Raw genomic sequence first — 22,778 nt, 5'->3', positions numbered from 1 at the left:
CACAGGCCTGCCGCTCTGCCATCATGAAGGAAACGGAACCTTGTTCCACCTAAGATACGGAACGCCGATCCGTTTTGCAAGATCGGCCGTCGAAGGAGAGCCGCGGTGAACGACGAGGGCCGGAGCCCGGGAAGCTCAGCCAGGTCGAATCGCAAGGACGCCCGGCGCAACCAGCAGGCCCTGCTGGACGCGGCCGCTGCGGTCTTCGTGGCCTCGGGCGTCGATGCGCCGGTGCGCGACATCGCGGCCAAGGCCGGCGTCGGGGTGGCCACCATCTACCGCCACTTCCCCACCCGGGCGGACCTCGTCGTCGCCGTCTACCGCCACCAGATCGACGCCTGCGCCGAAGCCGGCCCCACCCTGCTGGCGGCCGGCCCCACCCCCTATGCGGCCCTGGGGAAGTGGGTCGACCTCTTCGTCGACTTCCTGGTCACCAAACACGGCCTCGCAGCCGCGATGCAGGGCGACAGCGCCGGCTTCGAGACGCTCCACGCCCTTTTCCTCGAACGGCTCCTGCCGGTGTGCGCCCAACTCGTCGAAGCCGCCGACGCCTCCGGCGAGATCCGCCCGGACATCGACGCCTACCACCTCATGCGCGGCATCGGAAACCTCTGCGTGGGCGCCGAGAGCGACCCCCGCTACGACGCCCGCCGAATGGTCACGCTCCTCATCGCCGGCCTACGCCAACCGAACTGACACGCGCCCACGGTGCCGTGAAGACCACGCGCCAACGGTGCCGTGAAAACCATGCGCCAACGGCGGGAAGGGGACGGGGCGGGGGGGGTCCGCCCGCAGTGTCGGGCGTCAACGAACAGCACCACACGACCCACAGCACCGCCCGACCGAGGACGGACACCCCCCGCCCCGGCCCCGACCCACCACCAAACCGTAGGCGCTACGCGCACCCCCACCGAACCCGCACAGGCGCCGCAGGCATCCCGCGGCTACTCCCCCGCCTCGGACTCCCCGGCCGCCGGCAACTGCTCCCGCACCGCCCGCTCCGGAACCTGCGGCGCCACCCCCTGCTGCGCCCGCTCCAGGAACCGCAGCAGCTCCACCGGGAACGGCAGCACCAGCGTCGAGTTCTTCTCGGCCGCCACCGCGGTCACCGTCTGCAGCAGCCGCAACTGCAACGCGGCCGGCGTGTCCGCCATCTGCTGCGCCGCTTCGGCCAGCTTCTTCGACGCCTGCAACTCCGCGTCCGCGTTGATGACCCGGGCCCGCCGCTCGCGGTCCGCCTCGGCCTGCCGGGCCATCGACCGCTTCATGGTCTCGGGCAACGAGACGTCCTTGATCTCGACCCGGTCGATCGTCACCCCCCACTCGACCGCAGGACTGTCGATCATCAACTCCAGACCCTGATTGAGCTTCTCCCGATTGGACAGCAGATCATCCAGCTCGCTCTTGCCGATGATGCTCCGCAACGAGGTCTGAGCCATCTGCGCGACAGCGAACCGATAGTCCTCGACCCGCACCACGGCCTCCGCGGGCCCGGTCACCTTGAAGTACACGACGGCGTCCACCCGCACGGTGACGTTGTCCCGGGTGATCCCCTCCTGCGCGGGCACCGGCATCGTCACGACCTGCATGTTGACCTTCTGCAGCCGGTCCACGAACGGCACGATCATCGTGAACCCCGGCCCGCGCACCTCGTCCCGCAGTCTGCCCAGCCGGAACACCACCCCGCGTTCGTACTGCTTGACGACCCGCGCCGCCGCCATCACGTACACCGCCCCGGCTGACGCGAGGGTCACTCCCGCAGCCACCAGCGCCTCGACCATGTCGGCCCCCAGGGGACTGAGCGCTACCTGTACTCCGAAGGTAACTCCGCCACCCGAACAAGAGGGAGCCCCCGCACACCGGTTGTGTACGGGGGCCACTCACCACCGGACGTCAGCCGATGCTCACGCCGTAGTAGCTCAGCGCCTCGGTCACCGGCTGGAAGAAGGTCGTACCGCCGGAGCTGCAGTTGCCGCTGCCACCGGAGGTCAGCCCGTACGCCACACTGCCGCCGTACAGCGGACCACCGCTGTCGCCGCCCTCGGCGCACACCGTGGTCTGGATCAGACCGTAGACGACGTCACCGCTGCCGTAGTTGACGGTGGCGTTCAGCGCGGTGACCCGCCCGCTGTGCGTACCGGTGGTCGATCCACGGCGGTACACGGTCGTGCCCACGCTCGGCGTGGCCGCGCTGGTGATGGTCTGGCTGCCGACCGTGCTCGGGTGCGAGATGGAGGAGTTGGTGTAGCGCACCAGCGCGAAGTCGTTGCCCGGGAAGCTGTAGCCCACGTTGGTGCCGAGCACCGTGGAGTGGGCGGAGTTGGAGTACCAGGTGGAGGCGACCTCACCGCAGTGGCCGGCGGTCAGGAAGTAGTAGGTGCTCCCGCTGTGCACGTTGAAGCCCAGGGAGCAGCGGTACTGTCCGCCGTAGATGGCGTCGCCGCCGGAGATCAGCGGCTTGAACCGCCCGGCCGAGTGCTTGATGGTGAGGGCCCCGGCGTTGGCGCCGGCCTCGCGCTTGATCTTGGCGATCTCGGCCTTGGAGACCGTGCTGTCGACGGTGACCAGGACACGGTTGGTCTTGCTGTCGACGGCCCAGGCGGTGCCGGGGACGTCGGCCTTGAGCACCGAGGCGTCCGCACTCTTGAGCGCGCTCGCGCTGAAGGTGGGCGACTCGGACGCGTTCGCGCTGGGGACCGCGATCGCGGCGGCGGCCACGAGACCGGTGGTGACGGCGATCAGCCGGGTCCGTCTCGAAATGCCGCTGCGAGGGGTGGTGCGCTTGATCCTCACGTTCGTTCCTCCCAAGGGGAAGTCGGGGGGCCCGCGTGGGGTCGGGGCCCCGTGAGGCGCAGCCCGGGGCATGATCGTCCGGGTTCCGGACAAGCCGTGCCCCTGACAAGCGCTTGTCGGGGAGTATTCGGCCGAACGACCGCCAGCCGCAAGGGCGCCTTTCGGCCGTCAACCTGTGAACGAACCATGCGTTTTGGCCAGGCACGCCCTGGTTCGGCGCGGACCGCGGCCTCGCCGCCCCGGGTCGCGGCGCGTTGCGGCATCGGGGTCGAAGTCCCGTACTCCTCACGCCCTTTCGCACACCGGCACGACCGGCCACCGCCGCCACACACCCGTTCAGCGCCGTCCCGATTCCGGGGGTGTCCGGAAGTCGACCGTCCGGATCACTCTCGATCCTGTGAGTGGATCACCCTCGATCCTGTGAGTGGTCCAGCCCGAGATGGGAGCGGAGCGTCGAGCCCCGGTACTCCGTGCGGAACACCCCGCGTTCCTGGAGCAGCGGCACCACCCGGTCCACGAACTCGTCCAGTCCGCCCGGCGTGAGATGCGGTACGAGGATGAAACCGTCGGCGGCGTCCCGCCGTACGAACTCCTCCAGCCCGGCGGTGACCGCGTCCGGGGTCCCGATGAAGGACTGCCGGGCGCCCGCCTCGATCACGGTCTCCCGGATGGACAGTCCCTTCTCCTTGGACAGGGCACGCCACTTCTCGGCGATCACGACGGTGTCACCGCGCCGAGTCCGCCCCTGGGTGATCGCCGAGTCCGCCACCGGGTCGATCTCGGGGAGCGGCCCGTCGGGGTCGTACGCCGACAGGTCGACGCCCCAGATCTGCTCCAGGGCGAGGATCGCGTTCTGCGGGGAGACCTGCTGCCGCCGGATCTCGGTGGCCCTCTCCTGTGCCTCGGCGGCGGTGTCGCCGAGGACGACGGTGACTCCGGGCATGATCTTCAAGTCCCCCGGTTCCCGGCCGTACTTGGCGAGGCGGCGCTTCACATCGGCGTAGAAGGCACGCCCCGCCTCCAGCGAGCCGTGCCGTGTGCTGTGCCATCCCGGGGGATGCCCCCCGGACCCCCAGCCGGAAAAGATCACGTCGGCGGTGGAGGCGGCGAACTCCCGCCCTTCTCCCGAGTCCCCCGCCTGGATGACCACCGGATGACCCTGCGGTGAGCGCGGCACGGTGAACTCGCCCGCGATGTCGAAGTGCCGCCCGTGGTGGGCGAACGGCCGGCTGACGCCGTCCGGCGTCCAGGAGTCCCACACCTTCCGGGCCACCTCGACGAACTCCGCGGCTCGCGTGTACCGGTCGGCCCGGTCGAGGAAGCCGCCGCGGCGGAAGTTCTCGCCGGTGAAGGCGTCGGAGGAGGTCACCACGTTCCAGGCGGCCCGGCCGCCGCTGAGGTGGTCCAACGTGGCGAATCTGCGGGCGAGTTCGTAGGGCTCGTTGAAGGTGGCGTTGACGGTGGCGGCGAGCCCGAGGTGCTCGGTCACCCCCGCGAGGGCGCCCAGCACGGTGAGCGACTCGGGGCGTCCCACCACGTCCAGGTCGTGGATGCGGCCCTTGTGCTCGCGCAGTCTCAGTCCCTCGGCGAGGAAGAAGAAGTCGAACAGGCCGCGTTCGGCGGTACGGGCGAGGTGCTCGAAGGACGAGAAGTCGATCTGCGAGCGCGACCGCGGATCCGCCCACACGGTGGTGTTGTTGACGCCGGGGAAGTGAGCCGCCAGGTGGATCTCTTTTCGAGGCCGTACGGTCATGACGCTCTCCCTGTCACGGCGTACCGGTTGGCGGGCCTGGCCAGGCCCAGGTGCTCCCGGAGCGTGCTGCCCGGATAGAAGGTGCGGAACAGCCCGCGGTGCTGGAGCAGCGCCACCGTGCCGTTGACGAGCCGCTCCAGGTCACGGCGCGGCTCGGCGGGTGTGAGGTGGAAGCCGTCCACGACACCGTCGGTGTGCCAGGCGGTGATCAGCTCGGCGAGGTCCACCGGGCCGCCCCTGTACAGCGGGCCCTGCGCGGTCTGCCGGGGCCCGCCCCCGCCATGCCCCGGCTCGGCCGCGTGCTCCCCGTCACCGAGATCGACGAGCAGGCTCGCGAGAACGCGCAGGGTGTCGGGATCCCGCCCGAACTCGGCGGCTGCGGCACGCAGTTGATCGCGTACGGCGGCGGCCTGGGCGGCGCTCGCGGCGCGCACGAGGACCACGTCGGCGTACCGGGCCGCGGTGCGCCGGGCCTGCCCTTCGGTCGCGTCGACCACCCGGACGGGGTGGCCCTGTGGGGGGCGCGGCACGATCGAGGGGCCCTTCACGGAGAAGCCGGCGCCCTCGAAGTCGACGTGGTGCAGCTTGTCACGGTCGATGAAGCGGCCGGTGGGGACATCCCGTATCTCGGCGTCGTCCTCCCAGCTGTCCCACAACCTGGCGGCCACGTCGGCCACTTCGCCGGCCTCGCGCCACAACTCCTCGGCGGGAGCGGCGTGCCGGCGGCCGAAGAGACGGGCCTCCCCCTCGGTGGCCGACACGTCGATCCGCCAGCCGGCCCGGCCCCGGCTGACCCAGTCGAGGGTGGCGACGGCGGCCTGGACGTGGAAGGGCTCGGTGTGCGTGGTGGTGACGGTGGGGACCAGACCGACGCGGCCGGTGGCGGGCGCGACCCGGGCCAGGACGGCGAGCGCGTCGGGTCCGGGCCGGGCGAAGGTGTCGCCGAGCGTCACGAAGTCCAGCCCGCCCCGCTCGGCGAGCCGCGCCAGCTCGACGTACGGGCCGGCGTCGAACACCGTCGGCTGATCGAGAGCGGCGGCCAGGTGCAACAGCCCCCGGCCGTGCGATGAGGTCATGTGGAGGAACCTTTCGAAGCCACGCCCACTCCGGCCGCCCCGCCCACCCCGGTCGTCACGCCGCTGCCCGGGAGGCCAGCTTCGTCAGGAAGCGCAGTGCCGCCCGGGCCGTCGCGTCGTTCTGGCGGAACGCGGGGCCGCCCGTGCGCGGTCGGGTGAAGGCGCCCGGGGTGCGGCCGTCGGTGTAGGGGCCGAGCGCGAAGCGCCGGGGATGCGGTCGCCCGGCCCGGTCGAGGATCCGTCCGTCACCGGGATCGACCCGCAGCAGCCCGTCCGCCGTCTCGGCGGCCCCGTCGGCCTGCAGCTCGCGCAGCAGCGGGTCCCGCGCCCGCCCGACGGTGGGCTCCGGCAGCCGCGCCTCGACCAGCGCCCGCGCCTCGACGACGGCGCCCGGCACGGTGGCACTGGCCGCCCGGAACACCCCGTCCTCCGCGGTGACGGTCATGTCGGCGCCCAAAAACTTCAGCACCCCGGCCCGGGAGAGTGCCAGCATCTGCCGCAGCCGGGGCCCGGGCGGACCGGAGGCCAGATAGCTGAAGAACCCGTGCCACCAGGGCCCGATGTCACCGAGCCGGATCAGCTGCCCGTAGACGGACAGCAGCGCCAGGAAGACCGCCAGGTCGGGGTCGTACCGCGGATCGTGCCGTCTGCTCAGATCCCGCTCGACATATCCGCGCAGCCCCTCCTGGAACTCGTCCAGCGACCCGTACCGCACCCCGTCCAGGGGCCGGTCGAGCGCGGCGAGGTCCAGCCGGTCCGCGGGATCGGGCACGGCGGATGCGACCAGCGCCTGGATCTCCGCCCCGCTCCCCGCCGCGTACTTCTCCTCGAAGTCGGCCCAGGACATCGCGGTCCGCTCCGGATGCACGGTGAACAGCCGGTGATAGTGGGCGAAGCCCAACTCCTTCTCCACCAGGGGCCACACGTCCCGCCGGAAATCGAACCCGCCCGGCCTGGCGAGCAGTTCACCGACCTCGCCGGGCCCGAAGAACCGCGGCAGCGGCGGCCGCTCACCACTCCACTCGTAGCCGATCTTGGAGTGGTACGGCACCCCGCGCCGCGATCCGACGTACAGCACCGGCTCCCGCCCGGACGGCACATAGGTGTCGCCCTCGTACCGCCCGCCCCGCCCCTCGGTGAGCAGCACCATCAGGTCGACGAAGGCCAGCCCGAACCCGCGGACCAGGACCGGTTCGCCGGCCCGCAGCGGGGACAGATCGCTGTCGGCGGTGAAGTCGGGCGGCAGGTGCACCAGCCCGTGCTCGCGCGCGTAGTCGGCCAACTCACGCTGCTGCTCGTCGAGTTCCGCGTCGAGATGGCCGATGGCCAGCACCACCAGATCGGCCGGGAGGGGTCTGGAGCGGCCCTCCAGCCACACCTGCTGACGCCCCTCGCGCGGACCGACGATCCGCAGGGCTCGCCGCGGGTGGTGGTGGACGGTTACGTCCGGGGGCAGCGCGGCGACGGCCTGTTCGTGCACCCAGCGCAGATAGGAGCCCTGCAGCTGCCGGTCCGCGAAGACGCCGCCGTCGATGCCGGCCCACTCGTGCAGCGTGGGGCCCTCGCGTACCGGGCCCTCCATGGCCACCGTCTCGTCGGTGAACATGGTGACGTCCTCGGCGTGCGAGTTCATCCACAGCAGCGGCGACTGCGCGGCGCGCCAGATCCGTCCGGCGCCCGGCGGATGCGGGTCGACGAGATGGATGTCGAGACCCGAACCGCCGTACAGCTCGGGGGCGTTGGCGGCGATCCGCTCGATCAGACCGGTCCCCCTCGGCCCGGCCCCCACGATCACCAGGGAGTGCCGGGCGGACTCGGCGGGGAATGCGACAAGGGTGTCGGAGGACATGCGAAGGCTCCGCGACGTAGGTGGAACACGGTGGTGCCTTCACACGGATGCGCGGCAGGGCGCAGTACGGCCGAGCCCCTCAGCAGGACCGTCCGTCGACTGTACGGGGCCGTTTCCCGTCGCTGTCAAGGCCGTCCAGCATATGAGCCGCACGTCTCATCTCAGTTGACGCGGAACCGGATGCCTGTTCCACTTACTCCATGCATCCACAGCAGTGGCTGGTCAAGCGCTCCCACATCGACTTCGGTCGCGTGTGGTCCTGTTCCTGTTGAGCCGACCGCTCTGCCCGCGCCCTGCCCGGCGCCACTCATCTCCTTGCTCTCGCCTTCACACGCACACCCCTCCCCTCGTGCATTTCGCAGTCCGCCGCTAACGCACCATCGCGGCCCGTCTCCTGGGCGCAGCCCGGACCCCGATCACCCGATCCATCAGAGCGCCCAGCACATCACGCACGGAAGACCGCTCCCGTGCGTCGCACTCCAGCACCGGCACGTCACCCCCCAGCCCCAGTGCCTCGCGCACTTCCTCCAGTTCGAACCGCTCCGCCCCGTCGAAGCGGTTCACGGCCAGCACGAACGGCGCTCCCTGCGACTCGAAGTAGTCCACCGCCGGGAAGCACTCCTCGATGCGCCGGGTGTCCGCGAGGACGACCGTCCCGAGGGCACCCTCCACCAGGTCGTCCCAGAGGAAGGAGAAGCGGTCCTGGCCGGGCGTCCCGAACAGGTACAGGGCGATCGTCGGGTCCAGGGTGATCCGTCCGAAGTCCAGCGCCACCGTGGTCGTCGTCTTCGACTCGACCCCGTCCAGCGAGTCGACGCCCACCGAGACCTGGGTGATCGCGGCCTCCGTGTCCAGCGGCTCGATCTCCGAGATCGCCCCGATGAACGTGGTCTTCCCCACCCCGAGTCCCCCGCTCACCACGATCTTCACGGCGAGCGGCACGGTCCTGTCAGAGCGCCCGGACATGGTCCCTGATCCTTTCGAGCGTCTGGAGCGGCAGCTCCGCGGGTTGCCGGCAGGTCAGCTGACCCGCGACGACGAGGTCGGACACGAGCACCTTGGCGACGCCGAGCGGCACACCGACCCGCGACGCCACCTCCGCGACCGTCGTCGGCTGCTCGCACACCGCGACGATGTGCCGCCGTTCGAAGGTCAGCGTCTCGTCGGACACACCGACGGCCACGACCAGCGTCTCCAGCCGAAGGTCCGCCCGGAGCGGCTCGGCCCGGCCGCCGGTGATGATGAACGGCCGGACGAAGGTCGCGTCCTCAACCGGTTCTACGTCCCTGGGGAGTTCGCCGTTCACCGCGGCAACGCCTGCCGCAGATCGGCGATGAGCGTGGGTGTGAGCAGATCACCCGCCCGCTCCGCGAGCACCGCCATCTCATAGCCGACCAGACCCAGTTCACCGCTGCTGTCGGCGAGCACCCCGAGACAGCTGCCGTCCCGGATCGCGGAGACGAGCAGGAATCCGCGCCCCATCTCGATCATGATGAGCTTGACCCCGTCGAAGCCGTACCGCTTGGACGCGCTGCGCGCCAGGCTGCTCAGCCCCGACACGATCGCCGCGAGATGGTCGGCCTCGGTCCGCCCGAGCCCGTCGGACACGGCGATCAGCAGCCCGTCGGAGGAGACGGCGACCGCGTCCCGTACCCCGTCGGTGCTCCGGACGAAGTTGGCGAGCAGCCAGTTGAAGGTCTGCGAGTCGTTGTGGGCGTCCACGGTGGTCACTTGGCGTCACCCTCACCCTGTTCGGCAAACCGCCGCTTGTCCTGCTGCTCGTCCTGCTTCTTCTCCTTCTCCACGCTGATCCCGCCCCGCATGTGGGCGCTGCGCAGGGTGGAGAGCATCCCGGAGATCTCCTCGGGGCTCCGGTCGGGGGCCGGCCCGGCGGGCGCCGGCCGCTGCGGCCGGTCCGTCTCGTTGACGGCGTCCGCGATCGCGCTGCGCTGGGGCCGCTTGACGAGCCCGTTGCGGGTGCGGGCGGCGGAGGCGCCGCCCCTCACGCCGGCGCTCCTGCCCTCGTTCCTGTTCTCGTTACGGTTCTCGTCCACGCTCTTCGGCTTCGCTTCCGCCGCCACGGTGACCGGCTCGGCGGCCGTCACCTCCGTCTCCTTGCGCGGTGCGGGCAGTACCGCCTTGTCCGCCGTCCTGTCCGCCGCCTTCTTCGGCGGGGCCTCCGTCAGCAGTGAGGTCGGGATCAGCACCCGGGCGACCACGCCGGCCGCCGGCGCCTCCCCGAGCCGTACCTCGATGCCGCACTTGCGGGCGAGGGCGCCGACCACGAAGTGGCCGAGGAAGCGGGTGGGTTCGGCCATGAAGCTGGCGGTGCCGGACAGCCGTACGTTGGCCTCCGCGAGCGCCTGGGCGTCCATGCCGAATCCGTGGTCGACGATCGCGACCAGGTAGCCGGCGCTGGTGCGGCGCCCCTCGATCTCGACGTCGGAGTCCGGCGGGGAGAAGCTGAGCGCGTTCTCGACCAGCTCGGCGAGCAGATGGGCGACTTCGGCGACGACCGAGCCGGTGATGTGCGCGGGCTCGATCCGCCGCAGGGTGACCCGGCGGTACTCCTCGACCTCGGAGAGCGCGGCGCGCAGCACGTCGGTGAGGGCGAGCGGGGTGGCCCAGGGGCGGGGGCTGGACTCACCGGCGAGCACCAGCAGGCTCTCGGCGTTGCGGCGCATCCGGGTGGCCAGGTGGTCGAGTTCGAAGAGGTTGGCCAGGGTGGCCGGGTCGGCGTCCTCGTGCTCCAGCTTGTTGATGAAGCTGATCTGCCGGCGGACCAGGTTCTGGTTGCGGCGGCCCAGGCTGACCAGGGAGTCGGTGGCGTTGCGGCGCAGCACGGCCTGTTCGGTGGCGAGGTCGAAGGCGGCGCGCTGGACGCGGTCGAAGGCCTCGGCCACCTCGCGCACCTCGGCGCCCGTCCTGCCGGGGAGGGTCAGTGGGGCGGGTGGTTCGGGGGTCTCCCCCGAGGCGGTGTTCTGTACGGCGGCGACGGCGCGCGGCAGTCGTTCGCCGGCCATCTCCCGGGCTTGCTGGGCGAGTTCGACGAGCGGCGCGGAGACGGACCGTACACAGTCGAGGGCCAGGGCACCGAGCGCGGCGACGGTGCCGAGGGCGAGCAGCGCGAACAGCAGCAGGTCGCGCTGGGCGGCGCTCTCCAGCACGGCAGCGCGGTTCTCGACGTCGGTGCCGAGCGAGACCTGCACCTGGCGCAGTCCGTTGATGGTGGAGGTCGTCGCGTCCCACCAGGCCATCGGCGGGATGGCGCGGGAGCCGAGCCGTCCGCCCCCGTGCACCGCGGTGCTCTCGTACGCCAGCATGCGCTCGGCGTCCGGTGTGGTCAGGGCCGCGTTCAGGCGCCGTTCCTGGACAGCGGTGGCCGAGCGCGGGAAGGCGGCGAGGGCCGCGAGCCGGCCGGCCCGGATCTGCATGAAGCGGCTGTAGTCCTCGCCGTGGAACTTCCCGCCGCGCACCGAGCCGAGCACGATGGCGCGCTCCTCGCCGGTGAACTCCTTGGCGTTGCCGAGCGTCTGCAGCGACTGGTAGGCCTCGCGCAGGGGACCGTCGTGGACCTCGTCGAGGCCGAGGTCGAGCCGGTCGAGGACGGTGATGGTGGTGGTGAAGTAGTCGAAGGTGTCCTTCACGACACCGGTGTGGTCGTCCGCGTGACCGCGGATGCCGGCGAGTCCGCCGAGCCGTCCGAGCGACTCGCGCACGGAGTCGGCGGCGCGGTCGCCGCGGCCCTTCAGCGCCTTGTCCAGCGCGGTGCGGGCGGCGTCTGTGGCCTCGCGCTGGGCGGGCAGCTTGGCCTTGAACTGCCCGACGCCGCCGACGTATCCGGTGGTCAGGCCGCGTTCCTTCTGCAGCTCGTGGACGAGGCCCTGGAGGGTGATCTCCAGACGTGCGTTGTCCTCGGTGGCGGATGCGTTGCGGTAGGCGGAGATCTGCTCGCCGGCGGCGAGCCCGAGCAGCGCCAGCAGGACCGCCAGGGCGAGGACGAGGATCCTCAGCAGTCTGGTGCGGATGCTGGTGGCCGCTCGGGATGTGACGCTTGCTGTGACGTCCACGGAAGTGCCTTATTTGAGGGGCGGGCCGGGGGGAGGAAAGAAACTGTTCTGCTCCCGCCCAACGACCCTCACGAGGCGACGGTCACCGGATCATGTTTTTGTTTTACGCCCCGGAAACAGCATCTCCGGGAAACACCAGGTGGCCGCGGGACCGCGCGCATCCCGTATACGCCACTGTCGGTAGCCGGTTCAGCAACCGCAGTCGCAGCCGCAGTCACAGCAGTCGCATCCGTCGCACTCCCCGCAGCACTGGCAGCAGTTGCAGCAGTCCCCGCAGTCCGCGCAGTCGGAGCAGCTCGCGTCGCGGCACAGTCCGTCCCTGCGCTCACGGCTCCACGGGTCCTCGTACTCGCCGCAGCACAACTGGCAGGTGCAGGCCAGCCCCGCCCACACCGCGCACCCCGCGAGCAGTCCGCGCCGGTCGCGCCGGGGCGGCTCGGGCGGCGGACCGCCGGGGGAGCCGGGCGGCGCGTACGGTCCCGCGAGCGAGGGCGTCGAGCGGTGCGCGCAGGACGCCGTACCGAAGGCGCGGTCGACGGAGGCTCGCAGTTCGTGCACGAGCAGCCGGTGCGCCAGCTTCCCGTCAGTGAACTCGACCTCCCGCAGCACGAGCCGGATCCCGTGCAGCGCGTCGTCCGCGAGCCGTCGGGCCTCGGTGAGCGGGGTCCCGGTCGTGGTGAGCGGGTTCCAGGCACCCGACGCCGCGTCAGCTTCCCTGTCCTCCACGGCGTCCAGCAGATGCGCGAGCCGCCCGAACAGCCGCCCGGCCTCGGCCAGCGGCTCGGCGTTGCGGGGCCTGCCTGCGAGAACGGCCGTGTGGGCGAAGGCCGCGGCGGTCGCGGTCTCGGTCGGCTCGGTGACCGTGAGCAGGGGCGTGCCCGGTCCGGCGAGCGCCTCGATGCCCAGTTGCCGGTCCACGGCGTCCACCAGCACGGCCGTGTCGAAGCCGACGTCGGCTCCCGTACGGGCACCCGCCGCGCCCCAGCTCGCGGCGACCCGGCGGGCCGCGAGCGCCACGGGCCTTCGCGCCAGCAACCCGTCGCCGTCGGCGACATGGTCGCGCACCTTGGCCGAGGCGAGCACCAGGGAGACGGCGGCCGCGAGCCGCGAGCCCTCGCCCCGGGCGACGGAGGCGGTGCGCATCCCGCGCAAGGGGCACGGGCCCGCGGTACGCCGCCAGGTGCCCGCCTTTTCCGCCTGAGCCTCCGTCAGAACGGATATGAGGAGCCCGTCGTAGTTGGTGACGACCCGAGCGAACTGTCCGTGGTCCCCGCGCAGCGCGAGACACAGTCCGCACAAGTGCGCCATCCACTGGGACTTGAGATTCTCACCGAGCCGATGGGTGCAGGGTCTGACGATTCCGAACATGGTGATCCCCCGTGACGCGTGTGACTTCCCGGGCCGTTGGCACGGCGCTGAGCTGCCGCATCGTATCGATCGCCCGTTCACCCGGACGCACCGTCCATCACCCGTACGCCACGAAGAATCATATTTCACTCACAGTCAGCAGCCGCATACATCAAGACCCTTGGGGCACCCGGGCTCTCGACGTATTCGCTGTGCACCAGTACCGTCACAAACCCCCCGCGCGGCGTCTATCCACTTGGCGCGACGTCCGCATCATGGATGACCATAGGGATGCGGAAAGCAAGAAAGACCGCTGTGAGAGGAGGCGTCCATGGGATCGGTACGCAAAGCGAGTGCCTGGCTCGGCCTCGTCGACGACAACGACGACGAGCGTTACTACGACGACGACTACTCCGAAGGGACCGAGCAGCCCGGGGATGCCTGGGTCACCGACCCGCGGGTCAAGGTGGCCTCGGACGTCGCCGAGGAGAAGGGCCGCCGCATCGGCACGGTGACCCCGGACAGCTTCCGGGACGCGCGCGCCATCGGCGAGCTGTTCCGTGAGGGCGTCCCGGTGATCGTGAACCTCACGGCCATGGAGGCGGCCGACGCCAAGCGTGTCGTCGACTTCGCGGCCGGGCTGACCTTCGGTCTGCGCGGCACCATCGAGCGGGTCGCCAACCGGGTCTTCCTGCTGACCCCGGCGAACACCGAGATCGTCAGCGGCGAGCCGGCCGCGCGCCGCGAGGACGGTTTCTACAACCAGAGCTGAGGCAGGGCCGCTCACCGGCCCTGCCCCCGCGCGGGGTTCACCGGAAGGCGTCGAGCCCGGTGAGTGCCTTGCCCAGCACGAGCTGGTGCATCTCGACGGTGCCCTCGTACGTCAGCACCGATTCGAGGTTGGTCGCGTGCCGCATGACGGGGTATTCGAGGGAGATCCCGTTGGCGCCGAGGATCGTACGGGCCGTCCGGCAGATCTCGATGGCCTCACGCACGTTGTTGAGCTTGCCGAAGCTGACCTGCTCGGGACGCAGGCGGCCGGCGTCCATGCGCCGCCCGAGGTGATGGGCGAGCAGGATCCCCTTGTGCAGTTCGACCGCCATGTCGGCGAGCTTGGCCTGGGTGAGCTGGAAGCCGCCGATGGGCCGTCCGAACTGCTCCCGCGTCTTCGCGTAGTCCACAGCGGCCTCGAAGCAGGACCGGGCCGCGCCCATCGCGCCCCACACGATCCCGTACCGGGCGTGGGACAGACAGCTCAGCGGTCCCTTGAGCCCCACGACCTCCGGCAGGACGGCGTCGCCGGGCAGCCGTACGTCGTCGAGCACGAGTTCGCTCGTCACGCTCGCCCGCAGTGACCACTTGTGCTTGATCTCGGGCGCGGAGAACCCGGCGCTGTCGGTGGGCACGACGAACCCGCGGATCCCCTCCTCGGTTTGCGCCCACACCACGGCCACCCCGGCGACGGAGCCGTTGGTGATCCACATCTTGCGTCCGTTGAGCACCCAGTCGGTGCCGTCGCGCTTGGCGGAGGTCCGCATGGAGGCGGGGTCGGACCCGTGATCGGGTTCGGTGAGTCCGAAGCACCCGATGACCTCACCGCTCGCCATCCGCGGCAGCCAGGTCTGCTTCTGCTCCTCGCTGCCGAACCGGTGGACGGCGTACATGGCGAGGGATCCCTGCACGGAGACCAGCGACCGGATCCCGGAGTCGGCGGCCTCCAGTTCCAGGCAGGCGAGCCCGTACTGCACGGCGCTGGCCCCGGCGCACCCGTACCCGGTGAGGGACATGCCGAGGGCTCCGATGCCGCCGAGTTCCCTGGCCAGCTCCCGGATCCCGGGCAGCTCGCCCTTCTCGTACCACTCGGCGACCCGCGGCAGCACCCGGTCCGCCGCCCAGGCCCGCACGGTGTCCCGCACCGCCAGGTCCTCGGGTTCCAGCAGGTCGTGGATGCCGAGGGGGTCGGCGGGGTCGAACGGGGGCAACTTCGAGGACGCGGACATCAGAAACACCCTCCGGCACACGAAAACTAGCAGCGCTAGTTACGACTCTGGGGCCGACGTTACGACGCAGTGTCCCGCACGTCCAGTGAGCGGCCCACGCGGAGAGGCGAGCGGCCTACACGGAGAGGCGAGCGGCCTACGCGGAGACACGGGACTGAGCGACCTCCCGGGGCGCCGGCAGCTCCACCGGTGGCGCCGCCTCCGCGCACTGCATGATCCGCGGCAGCCGCAGCGCCATCACCGCGCCCAGCAGCAACAGGCCCGCGCTGACCAGCAGCGTCACATGCAGTCCGTGCACGAAGGAGTCCCGGGCCGCGCGGCGCAGGGCGACACCGACCGGGCCGCCGAGACGCCCGGCGACATCGTAGGCCTCGCCCAGCGAGTGCGCCGCGGAGGCCGACGCCGAGGCAGGGACACCGGGTACCGAGGACAGGCCGGGCGCGTACGCCGCGTTCATGACGCTGCCGAGCAGCGCGATCCCGATCCCCGCGCCCAGCTGGTACGAGGTCTCCCCGACCGCCGCCGCACCACCGGCCTGGGCCGGCGGGGCCTCGCTCAGCATCGACTCGTACGCCCCGAAGAGCGTCGTCTCCAGCCCGAAGCCGAGCAGGACGAAGCCGAACAGCAGCAGGGGCGGGTTGTCGGTGGCGCCCATCAGTGTCAGCAGCAGCACCGCCCCCGCCGTCACACAGAACCCGAAGCACACCATCGCCCGCGGCCCGAACCGGCGCAGCATCCGCGCCCCGGCCAGCCCCGCGGCCATCGCCGCGAAGGTCAGCGGCAGCAGCCGCAGGCCCGTCTGGAGCGGCGACAGATCGAGCACCAGCTGCAGGTACTGCGCCGCGATCAGCTCCAGGCCCACCAGCGCGAGCATCGCCAGCACGATGCAGCCCACCGAGGTGCTGAACGCCGGACGGGCGAACATGCCGAGGTCGACCAGCGGATGCCTGCGCCGGCGCTGCCGCCGCACGAAGAACACCAGCAGCACCGCACCCACCACCAGGGGGGCCAGGGTGAACGCGCTGCCCGCCGGCTCCCCGCCGCCGAGCCGCTTCACCCCGAACACGACGCCGAAGAGCCCGGCGGCGGCCATCAGCGCGCCGACCACGTCCCAGGGCCCGTCGCCCGAGCCCCGCGACTCCGGCAGCAGCATCCGCCCCACCGGCAGGCTGACCAGCATCAGCGGGATGTTGACGAGGAAGACCGAGCCCCACCAGAAGTGCTCGAGCAGGAAGCCGCCGAGCAGCGGTCCGACCGCCGCGCCGACCGCGGCGACCGCGCTCCACACGCCGATCGCCAGCGCCCGCTCCCGCCGGTCGGGGAAGACCTGGCGCAGGATCGACAGCGTGGCCGGCATGATCATCGCGCCGCCGACGCCGAGCAGCGCCCGGGCGAGGATGAGGATCTGCGGGTCCTGGGCGAGGGCCGCCAGAGCGGAGGCGATGCCGAAGAGGCCGTAGCCGATGAGCAGGATCCGTCTGCGGCCGACGCGGTCGCCCAGCGTGCCGAACAGGATCAGCAGCGAGGCGCAGACGAGGGGGTAGACGTCGACGATCCAGAGCAGCTCTATCGCGCCGGGCCTGAGGTCCTCGGTGACCGCGGGGACCGCGACGTGCAGCACGGTCGCGTCCACGGCGACCAGCAGCAGGCTCACACAGAGCACGACGAGGACGACCCAGCGGTTGGCACCGGCCCCGGCCGCCCGACGGCGCAGCGCTGCGGCCGTGGTCGTCCCGGACATGTACGTACCTCCCAGATGCTTCCTCGCGTTCGGCGGGCATCACGGGGTGGGGACTCCCCGTGATCTCGGCCGGGGAGGAGCGGCTGTCCCCGGCCCGCGCAACGAAGGCGAGTGACTCGTCAGCGTACGCGAGTTCGCGCCACGTTCACGTGGCGGACCTCTCAGATGCGTACAGAACTCGTGTGGCGTGCGCCACTCCCCCTCACCTGGGAGCACGCGGCACCGGGTCCGCCGGTTCCGGCCCCGTCGATAATCGAGCCCGTGACGGATCTTGCGACGCGCCCCGCGCCACCCGCCGGCCGGGCCCTGCGCCGTGCGGCCCCGGCCCTCCTCGGGTACGCGGCCGTGCGCGCGCTGGGCCTGCTCGTGCTGGCGGTGTGGAGCGGGGCGCGCAGCAAGAGCGCGTACACGCTGCTGACGGCCCGCTGGGACTCGCTGTGGTACACGCGGGTCGCCGAGCTCGGTTACGGCTACGAGGTGCGGCTGCCGAACGGCGACGTGCACTCCAACCTGGCCTTCTTCCCGTTGCTGCCCTGGCTGGAGCGGCTGCTGCACGCGTTCACGCCCCTGTCGTACGCCGGCGCGGGTTTCGCCGTCAGCCTGCTCGCCTCGCTCGCGGCGGCCTGGGGGATCTTCGCGGTCGCGGAGCTGGTGCACGGCCGCCGGGCCGCGGTGTGCGCCGTGCTGCTGTGGGCCGTACTGCCCGTGGGGATCGTGCAGTCGATGGCGTACAGCGAGTCGCTGTTCACCGCGCTCGCCGCCTGGGCGCTGTACGCGGTGCTGACCGGCCGCTGGCCGGCGGCGGGCGCGCTGGCCGCGCTGGCGGGGCTGACCCGGCCGGTCGGGCTGGCCGTCGTGGCGGCGGTGTGGGTCGCCGGCATTGCCTCTTTCGTGCGGAACCGGAGCGCGCCGGACGCGGACGGCGCGTCCGTGGGCGCTCACGCCCCTGCGTCGCTCGCAGAGGGGCCCGTGGAGCGCGTCCCGTCACCAGAGGGCGCCGGAACCCCTCCGCGCGCCCCCACGGCCGTACAGCCCGCGCTGGCGCTTCTCCTCGCCCCGCTGGGCGCCGCCGGCTACGTCCTGTGGGTCGGCCACCGCACCGGCAAGGGTCCGCTGGGCTATCTGGACGTCCAGGCGGGCTGGCGCAACGGCTTCGACGGGGGCGCCGCCTTCGCGCGCTTCGTCGCGGGCAAGTTCACGTCGTTCCCGTCGGCCCTCGCGGGCATCGGGATCATCCTCGGGGTCGGGCTCGTGGTGTGGCTGTACGTCGTCGGCGTACGGCAGCGCCAGCCGGTTCCGCTGCTGGTGTACGCGGGCGTGGTCACCGCGCTCGCGCTGTGCGCCTCGAGCTACTTCGGCTCGAAACCGCGCCTGCTGCTGCCCGCCTTCCCGCTGCTGCTGCCGCTCGCCGTCGCCCTGGCCCGGGCGCGTACGTCCAGGTCGGCGCTGGTGGTGGGCGGTGTCGCGGTGGCGTCGGCCGTGTACGGAGCGTTCTGGCTGAACGGCTCCGGTCCGCCGTGACCGACCCTGGCGCGGCGTGAGCGTCCAGGTAAATCCCGGCCAGCTTTCGGTGAACGAATTCATAAGCCGCAGAAAACTGATTCGCGTAATGATCAAAGGAAATGAAGGGCCCGGCGGTCCGTCATTGCGGATTCCGTGGAAATAAACCCCTCGTTGAGAGGAATCCCACATCACATCGTCATCACAAACCCGCTGAAGAGACGGAGAACTTACCTCACTGGCTGTAACGTCGATTGGGTGCGTACCGAACGAAACCTCACCCGTCTGGACCGGGTGTTCGCCAGACTGGACCGGGAGCCGGAACGACCGGCGAACCTCGATGTCCCGAAGATGAGCCGGCACCGGGTGGCGCTGCTGACCGGCACCCTGGCGTTCTACCTGGCGATCGTGTGGGCCGTGGTGACCACCTCCTGGCTGGTCCGCCTGGACTGGCAGGTCATGTTCTTCCGGCCGTACCAGCAGTGGCACGGCATCCACTGGTTCGTCGACTACTACGTGGTTCTCGGCCAGCGCGGCCCGACCGCCGTGATGGTCGCGGCCTGGCTGGGCTGGCGCTCCTGGCGGCAGCACACGCTGCGTCCGCTGCTGACGCTGGGCACCGCGCTGCTGCTGCTGAACATCTCCGTCGGCGCCGCGAAGCTCGGCATGGGCCGCCTGGGCCCGCACTACGCGACCACGATCGGCTCGAACGAGATGGGTCTGGGCGGCGATATATTTCCCAGCGGTCACACCGCCAACGCCGTCGTGACCTGGGGAATCCTGGCCTATCTCGCCTCCACGCCGAGGGCCCGCCGCTGGCTGTCGGCGATCTCCGCCGTGACCTCGCTGGGCGTCGGGATGGCCACCGTCTACCTGGGTACGCACTGGCTGAGCGACGTCCTGCTGGGCTGGGCGGCCGGTCTGCTGGTCCTGCTCGCCCTGCCCTGGTGCGAACCGCTCATCGCCCGCGCCGAGGTCGAACTGTTCGACCTGCGCGACCGCTGGCGGGCCCGCAAGGCCGCCACGGCACCCGCACCGACCCCGGCCCCGGCCGGCTCGCCGGTGCTGCTCACACCGCGGACGACGGCTCAGGACGAGGCCTCGCACGAGCCGGCGGCCCGCTCCCCCCGGGCGCCCGTCTATCTCGCCCCCGGCCCGCACACGGCCCGCTCCGAGCGCACACCGGTGACCCCGGTGGGCAGTCGACGGCCACCCCACCCCGACCGCGTCTCCCGCGGCACACCGGCCTCGGCCCGCCCCGTGGCGGGCGGCTGAGCGGTTCCAGGACAGCGGGGTCCGGTACGCACAACCCACGCCCCGCACGGCGAAGGCCCCGGCCCCCTCATCGAGGGACCGGGGCCTTCGTGCGGGTCAGCCCTTCCAGGACCGCACCACCAGGCCGTCCTTCACCTCGAAGTTCAGCCGCCCCTGGCGGTACTCCATCGTGATGATCGCCCCCGGCGGCAGCGAGCGCACCGTGGACCAGCCGCGCTCCCGCGCGCGCCGCTCGGCGCCTGCCTGGTCGAGGCCGACATACGCGTCCGGACTGTCCTCGGGCTCCGCCTGCGGAGTGGGAATCGGTGCCATGCCGCCACGCTAGGCCCTGCCCCCGGCCCGCGGAACCCCGGACCGCCACGACGGGTCCCACGTGCCTCTCCGGTCACACTTCTGTCACAGGATCACGACGCGCGTTTCGGCGGCGCCGAGTCACACGTACGGGCGGTTTCGTACGCCTTCCGCAGTCAATCGAACGTAATTCCCGCGTGTCGCTCGGGCTTGTCCAATACCCGGGCGGAAAGTGCCGTGAGAACGGCCCCCGGTCGCCGCCGGATTCGATTCCGGGCCGATTCAGGGCGCCGGTCGCGGGAGCTGACACCGCATAGGAAATACACGGATCCGGCACACAACCCCCGCACACCCCCTGTCGCGGCGCACGCCGAGACGCGCATCATGGCGTGAGCTCGCGAGCGAGCGCACGCGGGCTGCAGCGGACCCGGTGCGCGACGAGCGAAGGGGCGAGCGAACGATGGGGACCCAGACCGTGCAGGCGGCGGCGCGACCCGGACCGCACAAGCAGCGCGGCCGGCTGGTCGTCGACTGGCTGACCACCACCGACCACAAGAAGATCGGGCACCTCTACCTGATCACCTCGTTCGTGTTCTTCCTGGTCGGCGGGGTGATGGCGCTGCTGATGCGGGCCGAACTCGCCCGTCCCGGGCTGCAGATCCTGAGCAACCAGGAGTACAACCAGCTGTTCACGATGCACGGCACGATCATGCTGCTGCTGTTCGCCACCCCGTCCTTCGCGGGCTTCGCCAACGAGCTGATGCCGCTGCAGATCGGCGCCCCCGACGTGGCGTTCCCCCGGCTGAACATGTTCTCGTACTGGCTGTTCCTGTTCGGCGGTCTGATCGTGCTCGGCTCGCTGCTCACGCCCGACGGGGCCGCCGCCTTCGGCTGGTTCGCCTACGCGCCGCTCAACGACTCGGCGCACTCCCCCGGTCTCGGCCCCGACCTGTGGATCATGGGGCTGGCGCTGGCCGGGTTCGGCACGATCCTCGGCGCGGTCAACTTCATCACGACGATCATCGGGATGCGCGCGCCCGGCATGACGATGTTCCGGATGCCGATCTTCACCTGGAACACGCTGTTCACGTCGATCCTGATCCTGCTGGCGTTCCCGGTGCTCGCGGCGGCGCTGCTGGTGCTGGAGGCGGACCGGCGCTTCGGCGCGCAGGTCTTCGAACCCGCCAACGGCGGGGCGCTGCTGTGGCAGCACCTGTTCTGGTTCTTCGGGCATCCCGAGGTGTACATCATCGCGCTGCCGTTCTTCGGGATCATCACGGAGATCATCCCGGTCTTCGCCCGCAAGCCGATCTTCGGCTATCTGACGCTGGTCGGCGCGACGATGTCGATCACCGGGCTCTCGGTGGTCGTGTGGGCGCACCACATGTTCGTGACCGGCTCCGTGCTGCTGCCCTTCTTCTCCTTCATGAGCTTCCTGATCGCCGTCCCCACGGGCGTGAAGTTCTTCAACTGGACCGGGACGATGATCAAGGGCTCGCTGTCCTTCGAGACGCCGATGCTGTGGGCGGCCGGCTTCCTGGTGACGTTCCTGTTCGGCGGTCTGACCGGGGTGCTGCTGGCGTCGCCGCCGCTGGACTTCCACGTCTCGGACACCTACTTCGTCGTGGCCCACTTCCACTACGTGGTGTTCGGCACGGTCGTCTTCGCGATCTTCGGCGGGCTGTACTTCTGGTGGCCGAAGTTCACCGGGAAGATGCTGGACGAGCGGCTCGGGAAGATCCACTTCTGGACGCTGTTCGTCGGCTTCCACACCACGTTCCTGGTGCAGCACTGGCTGGGCGCGGAGGGCATGCCCCGCCGGTACGCCGACTATCTGGCTGCGGACGGCTTCACGGCCCTGAACACGGTGTCGACGATCGGGGCGTTCCTGCTCGGCATGTCGACGCTGCCGTTCCTCTACAACGTCTGGAAGACCTCGAAGTACGGCGTGCGGGTCGAGACCGACGATCCCTGGGGCTACGGCCGTTCCCTGGAGTGGGCGACCTCCTGCCCGCCGCCCCGGCACAACTTCACCGGCCTGCCGAGGATCCGTTCCGAGTCCCCGGCGTTCGACCTGCACCATCCGGAGTACGCGGCGACCGAGGACGAGCCCCTCGGAGAAGCGCGCGCGACAGCCGGTCCCGAGACGTCCTGATCGCCTCGGTCAGCTCGGCGGGCTCCAGCACCTCGAACTCGAAGCCCGTCATCATCACGTGAATCACCATCACCTCCAGGCTCGCCGCCCCCGTGCGCAGGACGCAGGCGTCCGGCCCGTCCGCCTCCAGCGTCCCGGCGCTCGGCGAGATCCGCTCGGCGGCCTCCGCCAGGGGCACGAGCAGACGGACGACGGCCCGGCTGGCGTACGCGCGCGTGGAGACGCCCTTCGAGACGTACGCGGCGAGGTCCTCGGCGGGCGGGGTGCGCGGGGCGAAGCGCGGGCCGTGCGGCGGTCTGGGCGTGATGCGGTCGACGCGGAAGGTCCGCCAGTCCTCGCGCTCCAGGTCCCAGGCGACGAGGTACCAGCGCCGTTCGCTGCAGACGAGCCGGTGGGGTTCGACGGTACGGCGGGTGGCCCGGCCCCCGTGGTCGCTGTACTCGAAGCGCAGGCGCTCGGAGTCCCGGCAGAGGTGGGCCAGTTCGGTCAGGACGGCCGGGTCGACCACGGAGGGCAGGGGGCCGCGCAGCATCGGCACGGTGAAGGCGTTCAGGGCGCCGACCCGGCGGCGCAGCCGGCTCGGCAGCACCTGCTCCAGCTTGGCGAGGGCCCGTACGGAGGTCTCGCCGATGCCCTCGATGCCCTGCCCGGCGGCCGTGCGCAGGCCGACGGCCACGGCGACGGCCTCGTCGTCGTCCAGCAGCAGCGGCGGCAGTTCGGCGCCCGCGCCCAGCTGGTAGCCGCCCCCGGTGCCGGGGCTGGCGTTGACGGGGTAGCCCAGCTCGCGCAGCCGGTCGACGTCCCGGCGCACGGTGCGCGCGGTGACGCCGAGGCGCTCGGCGAGGTCGGCGCCGGACCACTCCCGGTGCGCCTGGAGCAGCGAGAGCAGACGCAGCAGTCGTGCCGAGGTCTCCAGCATGGTCACAGT

The 22,778-nt window shown here is 71.2% G+C and carries 18 protein-coding genes and 1 pseudogene; 5 read left to right on the top strand and 14 right to left on the bottom strand.

Annotated features, from left to right (window positions below; translation table 11 throughout):
• Positions 1–105 precede the first annotated feature (105 nt).
• Positions 106–696 carry a TetR/AcrR family transcriptional regulator gene (locus ACWCQ1_RS27095; protein WP_451027571.1) on the top strand — a complete coding sequence of 197 codons (591 nt, stop codon included), beginning with the start codon at positions 106–108 and terminating at the stop codon, positions 694–696.
• A 248-nt stretch (positions 697–944) separates the two neighbouring features.
• Here ACWCQ1_RS27095 and ACWCQ1_RS27090 read toward each other — a convergent pair whose 3' ends face one another.
• The 10 genes from ACWCQ1_RS27090 to ACWCQ1_RS27045 form a co-directional block, all read right to left on the bottom strand.
• Complete coding sequence (locus ACWCQ1_RS27090) at positions 945–1,781, bottom strand: slipin family protein (RefSeq protein ID WP_358605123.1); 837 nt, start codon at positions 1,779–1,781, stop codon at positions 945–947.
• A gap of 112 nt (positions 1,782–1,893) precedes the next feature.
• Positions 1,894–2,793, bottom strand: coding sequence for a S1 family peptidase (locus tag ACWCQ1_RS27085; RefSeq protein WP_133047253.1), 900 nt, complete (start codon positions 2,791–2,793; stop codon positions 1,894–1,896).
• Positions 2,794–3,199: 406 nt separating this feature from the next.
• Complete coding sequence (locus tag ACWCQ1_RS27080; protein WP_358605126.1) at positions 3,200–4,546, bottom strand: NtaA/DmoA family FMN-dependent monooxygenase; 1,347 nt, start codon at positions 4,544–4,546, stop codon at positions 3,200–3,202.
• A complete protein-coding gene (locus tag ACWCQ1_RS27075; RefSeq protein ID WP_451027570.1) occupies positions 4,543–5,622 on the bottom strand; it encodes an LLM class flavin-dependent oxidoreductase in 1,080 nt (359 codons plus the stop codon). Before ACWCQ1_RS27075 ends, ACWCQ1_RS27080 begins: the two co-directional genes overlap by 4 nt.
• A 55-nt stretch (positions 5,623–5,677) precedes the next feature.
• Positions 5,678–7,471 (bottom strand): FAD/NAD(P)-binding protein, encoded by a 1,794-nt coding sequence (locus tag ACWCQ1_RS27070; protein WP_358605129.1) that lies wholly within the window; start codon positions 7,469–7,471, stop codon positions 5,678–5,680.
• Positions 7,472–7,840: 369 nt separating this feature from the next.
• Positions 7,841–8,437 carry a GTP-binding protein gene (locus ACWCQ1_RS27065; RefSeq protein WP_208785711.1) on the bottom strand — a complete coding sequence of 199 codons (597 nt, stop codon included), beginning with the start codon at positions 8,435–8,437 and terminating at the stop codon, positions 7,841–7,843.
• Positions 8,421–8,777, bottom strand: coding sequence for a DUF742 domain-containing protein (locus tag ACWCQ1_RS27060; RefSeq protein WP_133047258.1), 357 nt, complete (start codon positions 8,775–8,777; stop codon positions 8,421–8,423). The genes ACWCQ1_RS27065 and ACWCQ1_RS27060 overlap by 17 nt, the downstream gene beginning before the upstream one ends.
• Positions 8,774–9,202, bottom strand: a complete 429-nt coding sequence (locus ACWCQ1_RS27055; protein WP_208785709.1) for a roadblock/LC7 domain-containing protein — start codon at positions 9,200–9,202, stop codon at positions 8,774–8,776. The genes ACWCQ1_RS27060 and ACWCQ1_RS27055 overlap by 4 nt, the downstream gene beginning before the upstream one ends.
• Positions 9,199–11,541 carry a sensor histidine kinase gene (locus tag ACWCQ1_RS27050; RefSeq protein ID WP_451027569.1) on the bottom strand — a complete coding sequence of 781 codons (2,343 nt, stop codon included), beginning with the start codon at positions 11,539–11,541 and terminating at the stop codon, positions 9,199–9,201. Before ACWCQ1_RS27050 ends, ACWCQ1_RS27055 begins: the two co-directional genes overlap by 4 nt.
• Before the next feature lie 189 nt (positions 11,542–11,730).
• Positions 11,731–12,909, bottom strand: coding sequence for a DUF5685 family protein (locus ACWCQ1_RS27045; protein ID WP_451027568.1), 1,179 nt, complete (start codon positions 12,907–12,909; stop codon positions 11,731–11,733).
• A gap of 310 nt (positions 12,910–13,219) precedes the next feature.
• Between ACWCQ1_RS27045 and ACWCQ1_RS27040 the strand changes: the two genes are divergently transcribed.
• A complete protein-coding gene (locus tag ACWCQ1_RS27040; RefSeq protein WP_133047262.1) occupies positions 13,220–13,660 on the top strand; it encodes a cell division protein SepF in 441 nt (146 codons plus the stop codon).
• 37 nt (positions 13,661–13,697) lie between these two features.
• Here ACWCQ1_RS27040 and ACWCQ1_RS27035 read toward each other — a convergent pair whose 3' ends face one another.
• On the bottom strand, positions 13,698–14,888 hold the full coding sequence (locus ACWCQ1_RS27035) for an acyl-CoA dehydrogenase family protein (RefSeq protein WP_451027567.1): 1,191 nt from the start codon (positions 14,886–14,888) through the stop codon (positions 13,698–13,700).
• A gap of 136 nt (positions 14,889–15,024) precedes the next feature.
• Positions 15,025–16,629: an MFS transporter gene (locus ACWCQ1_RS27030; protein WP_451027566.1), complete on the bottom strand. Its 1,605-nt coding sequence runs from the start codon at positions 16,627–16,629 to the stop codon at positions 15,025–15,027.
• Between the two features lie 261 nt (positions 16,630–16,890).
• On the opposite strand from ACWCQ1_RS27030, the gene ACWCQ1_RS27025 reads away from it, so the two are divergent.
• Together ACWCQ1_RS27025 and ACWCQ1_RS27020 are read left to right on the top strand one after the other, a co-directional pair.
• Positions 16,891–18,150: a mannosyltransferase family protein gene (locus ACWCQ1_RS27025; RefSeq protein WP_451027565.1), complete on the top strand. Its 1,260-nt coding sequence runs from the start codon at positions 16,891–16,893 to the stop codon at positions 18,148–18,150.
• A 237-nt stretch (positions 18,151–18,387) separates the two neighbouring features.
• Entirely contained in the window at positions 18,388–19,404 is a 1,017-nt protein-coding gene (locus ACWCQ1_RS27020) for a phosphatase PAP2 family protein (protein ID WP_133047266.1), read from the top strand.
• A 96-nt stretch (positions 19,405–19,500) separates the two neighbouring features.
• Here the strand turns inward: ACWCQ1_RS27020 and ACWCQ1_RS27015 are convergent, their stop codons facing one another.
• Positions 19,501–19,716: an I78 family peptidase inhibitor gene (locus ACWCQ1_RS27015; RefSeq protein ID WP_133047267.1), complete on the bottom strand. Its 216-nt coding sequence runs from the start codon at positions 19,714–19,716 to the stop codon at positions 19,501–19,503.
• 439 nt (positions 19,717–20,155) lie between these two features.
• On the opposite strand from ACWCQ1_RS27015, the pseudogene ctaD reads away from it, so the two are divergent.
• Positions 20,156–21,838: pseudogene (gene ctaD / locus ACWCQ1_RS27010) on the top strand (aa3-type cytochrome oxidase subunit I); the annotation flags it as partial.
• Here the strand turns inward: ctaD and ACWCQ1_RS27005 are convergent.
• Positions 21,726–22,769 carry a helix-turn-helix transcriptional regulator gene (locus tag ACWCQ1_RS27005; RefSeq protein ID WP_451027564.1) on the bottom strand — a complete coding sequence of 348 codons (1,044 nt, stop codon included), beginning with the start codon at positions 22,767–22,769 and terminating at the stop codon, positions 21,726–21,728. The pseudogene ctaD and the gene ACWCQ1_RS27005 sit on opposite strands and share 113 nt — an antisense overlap.
• Positions 22,770–22,778: the final 9 nt, after the last annotated feature.

The sequence above is a fragment of the Streptomyces sp. NPDC002144 genome (genome assembly GCF_053593695.1).
Note: the sequence above shows the minus strand (reverse complement) of the source record. Positions and strands in the feature narration are given on the sequence as shown.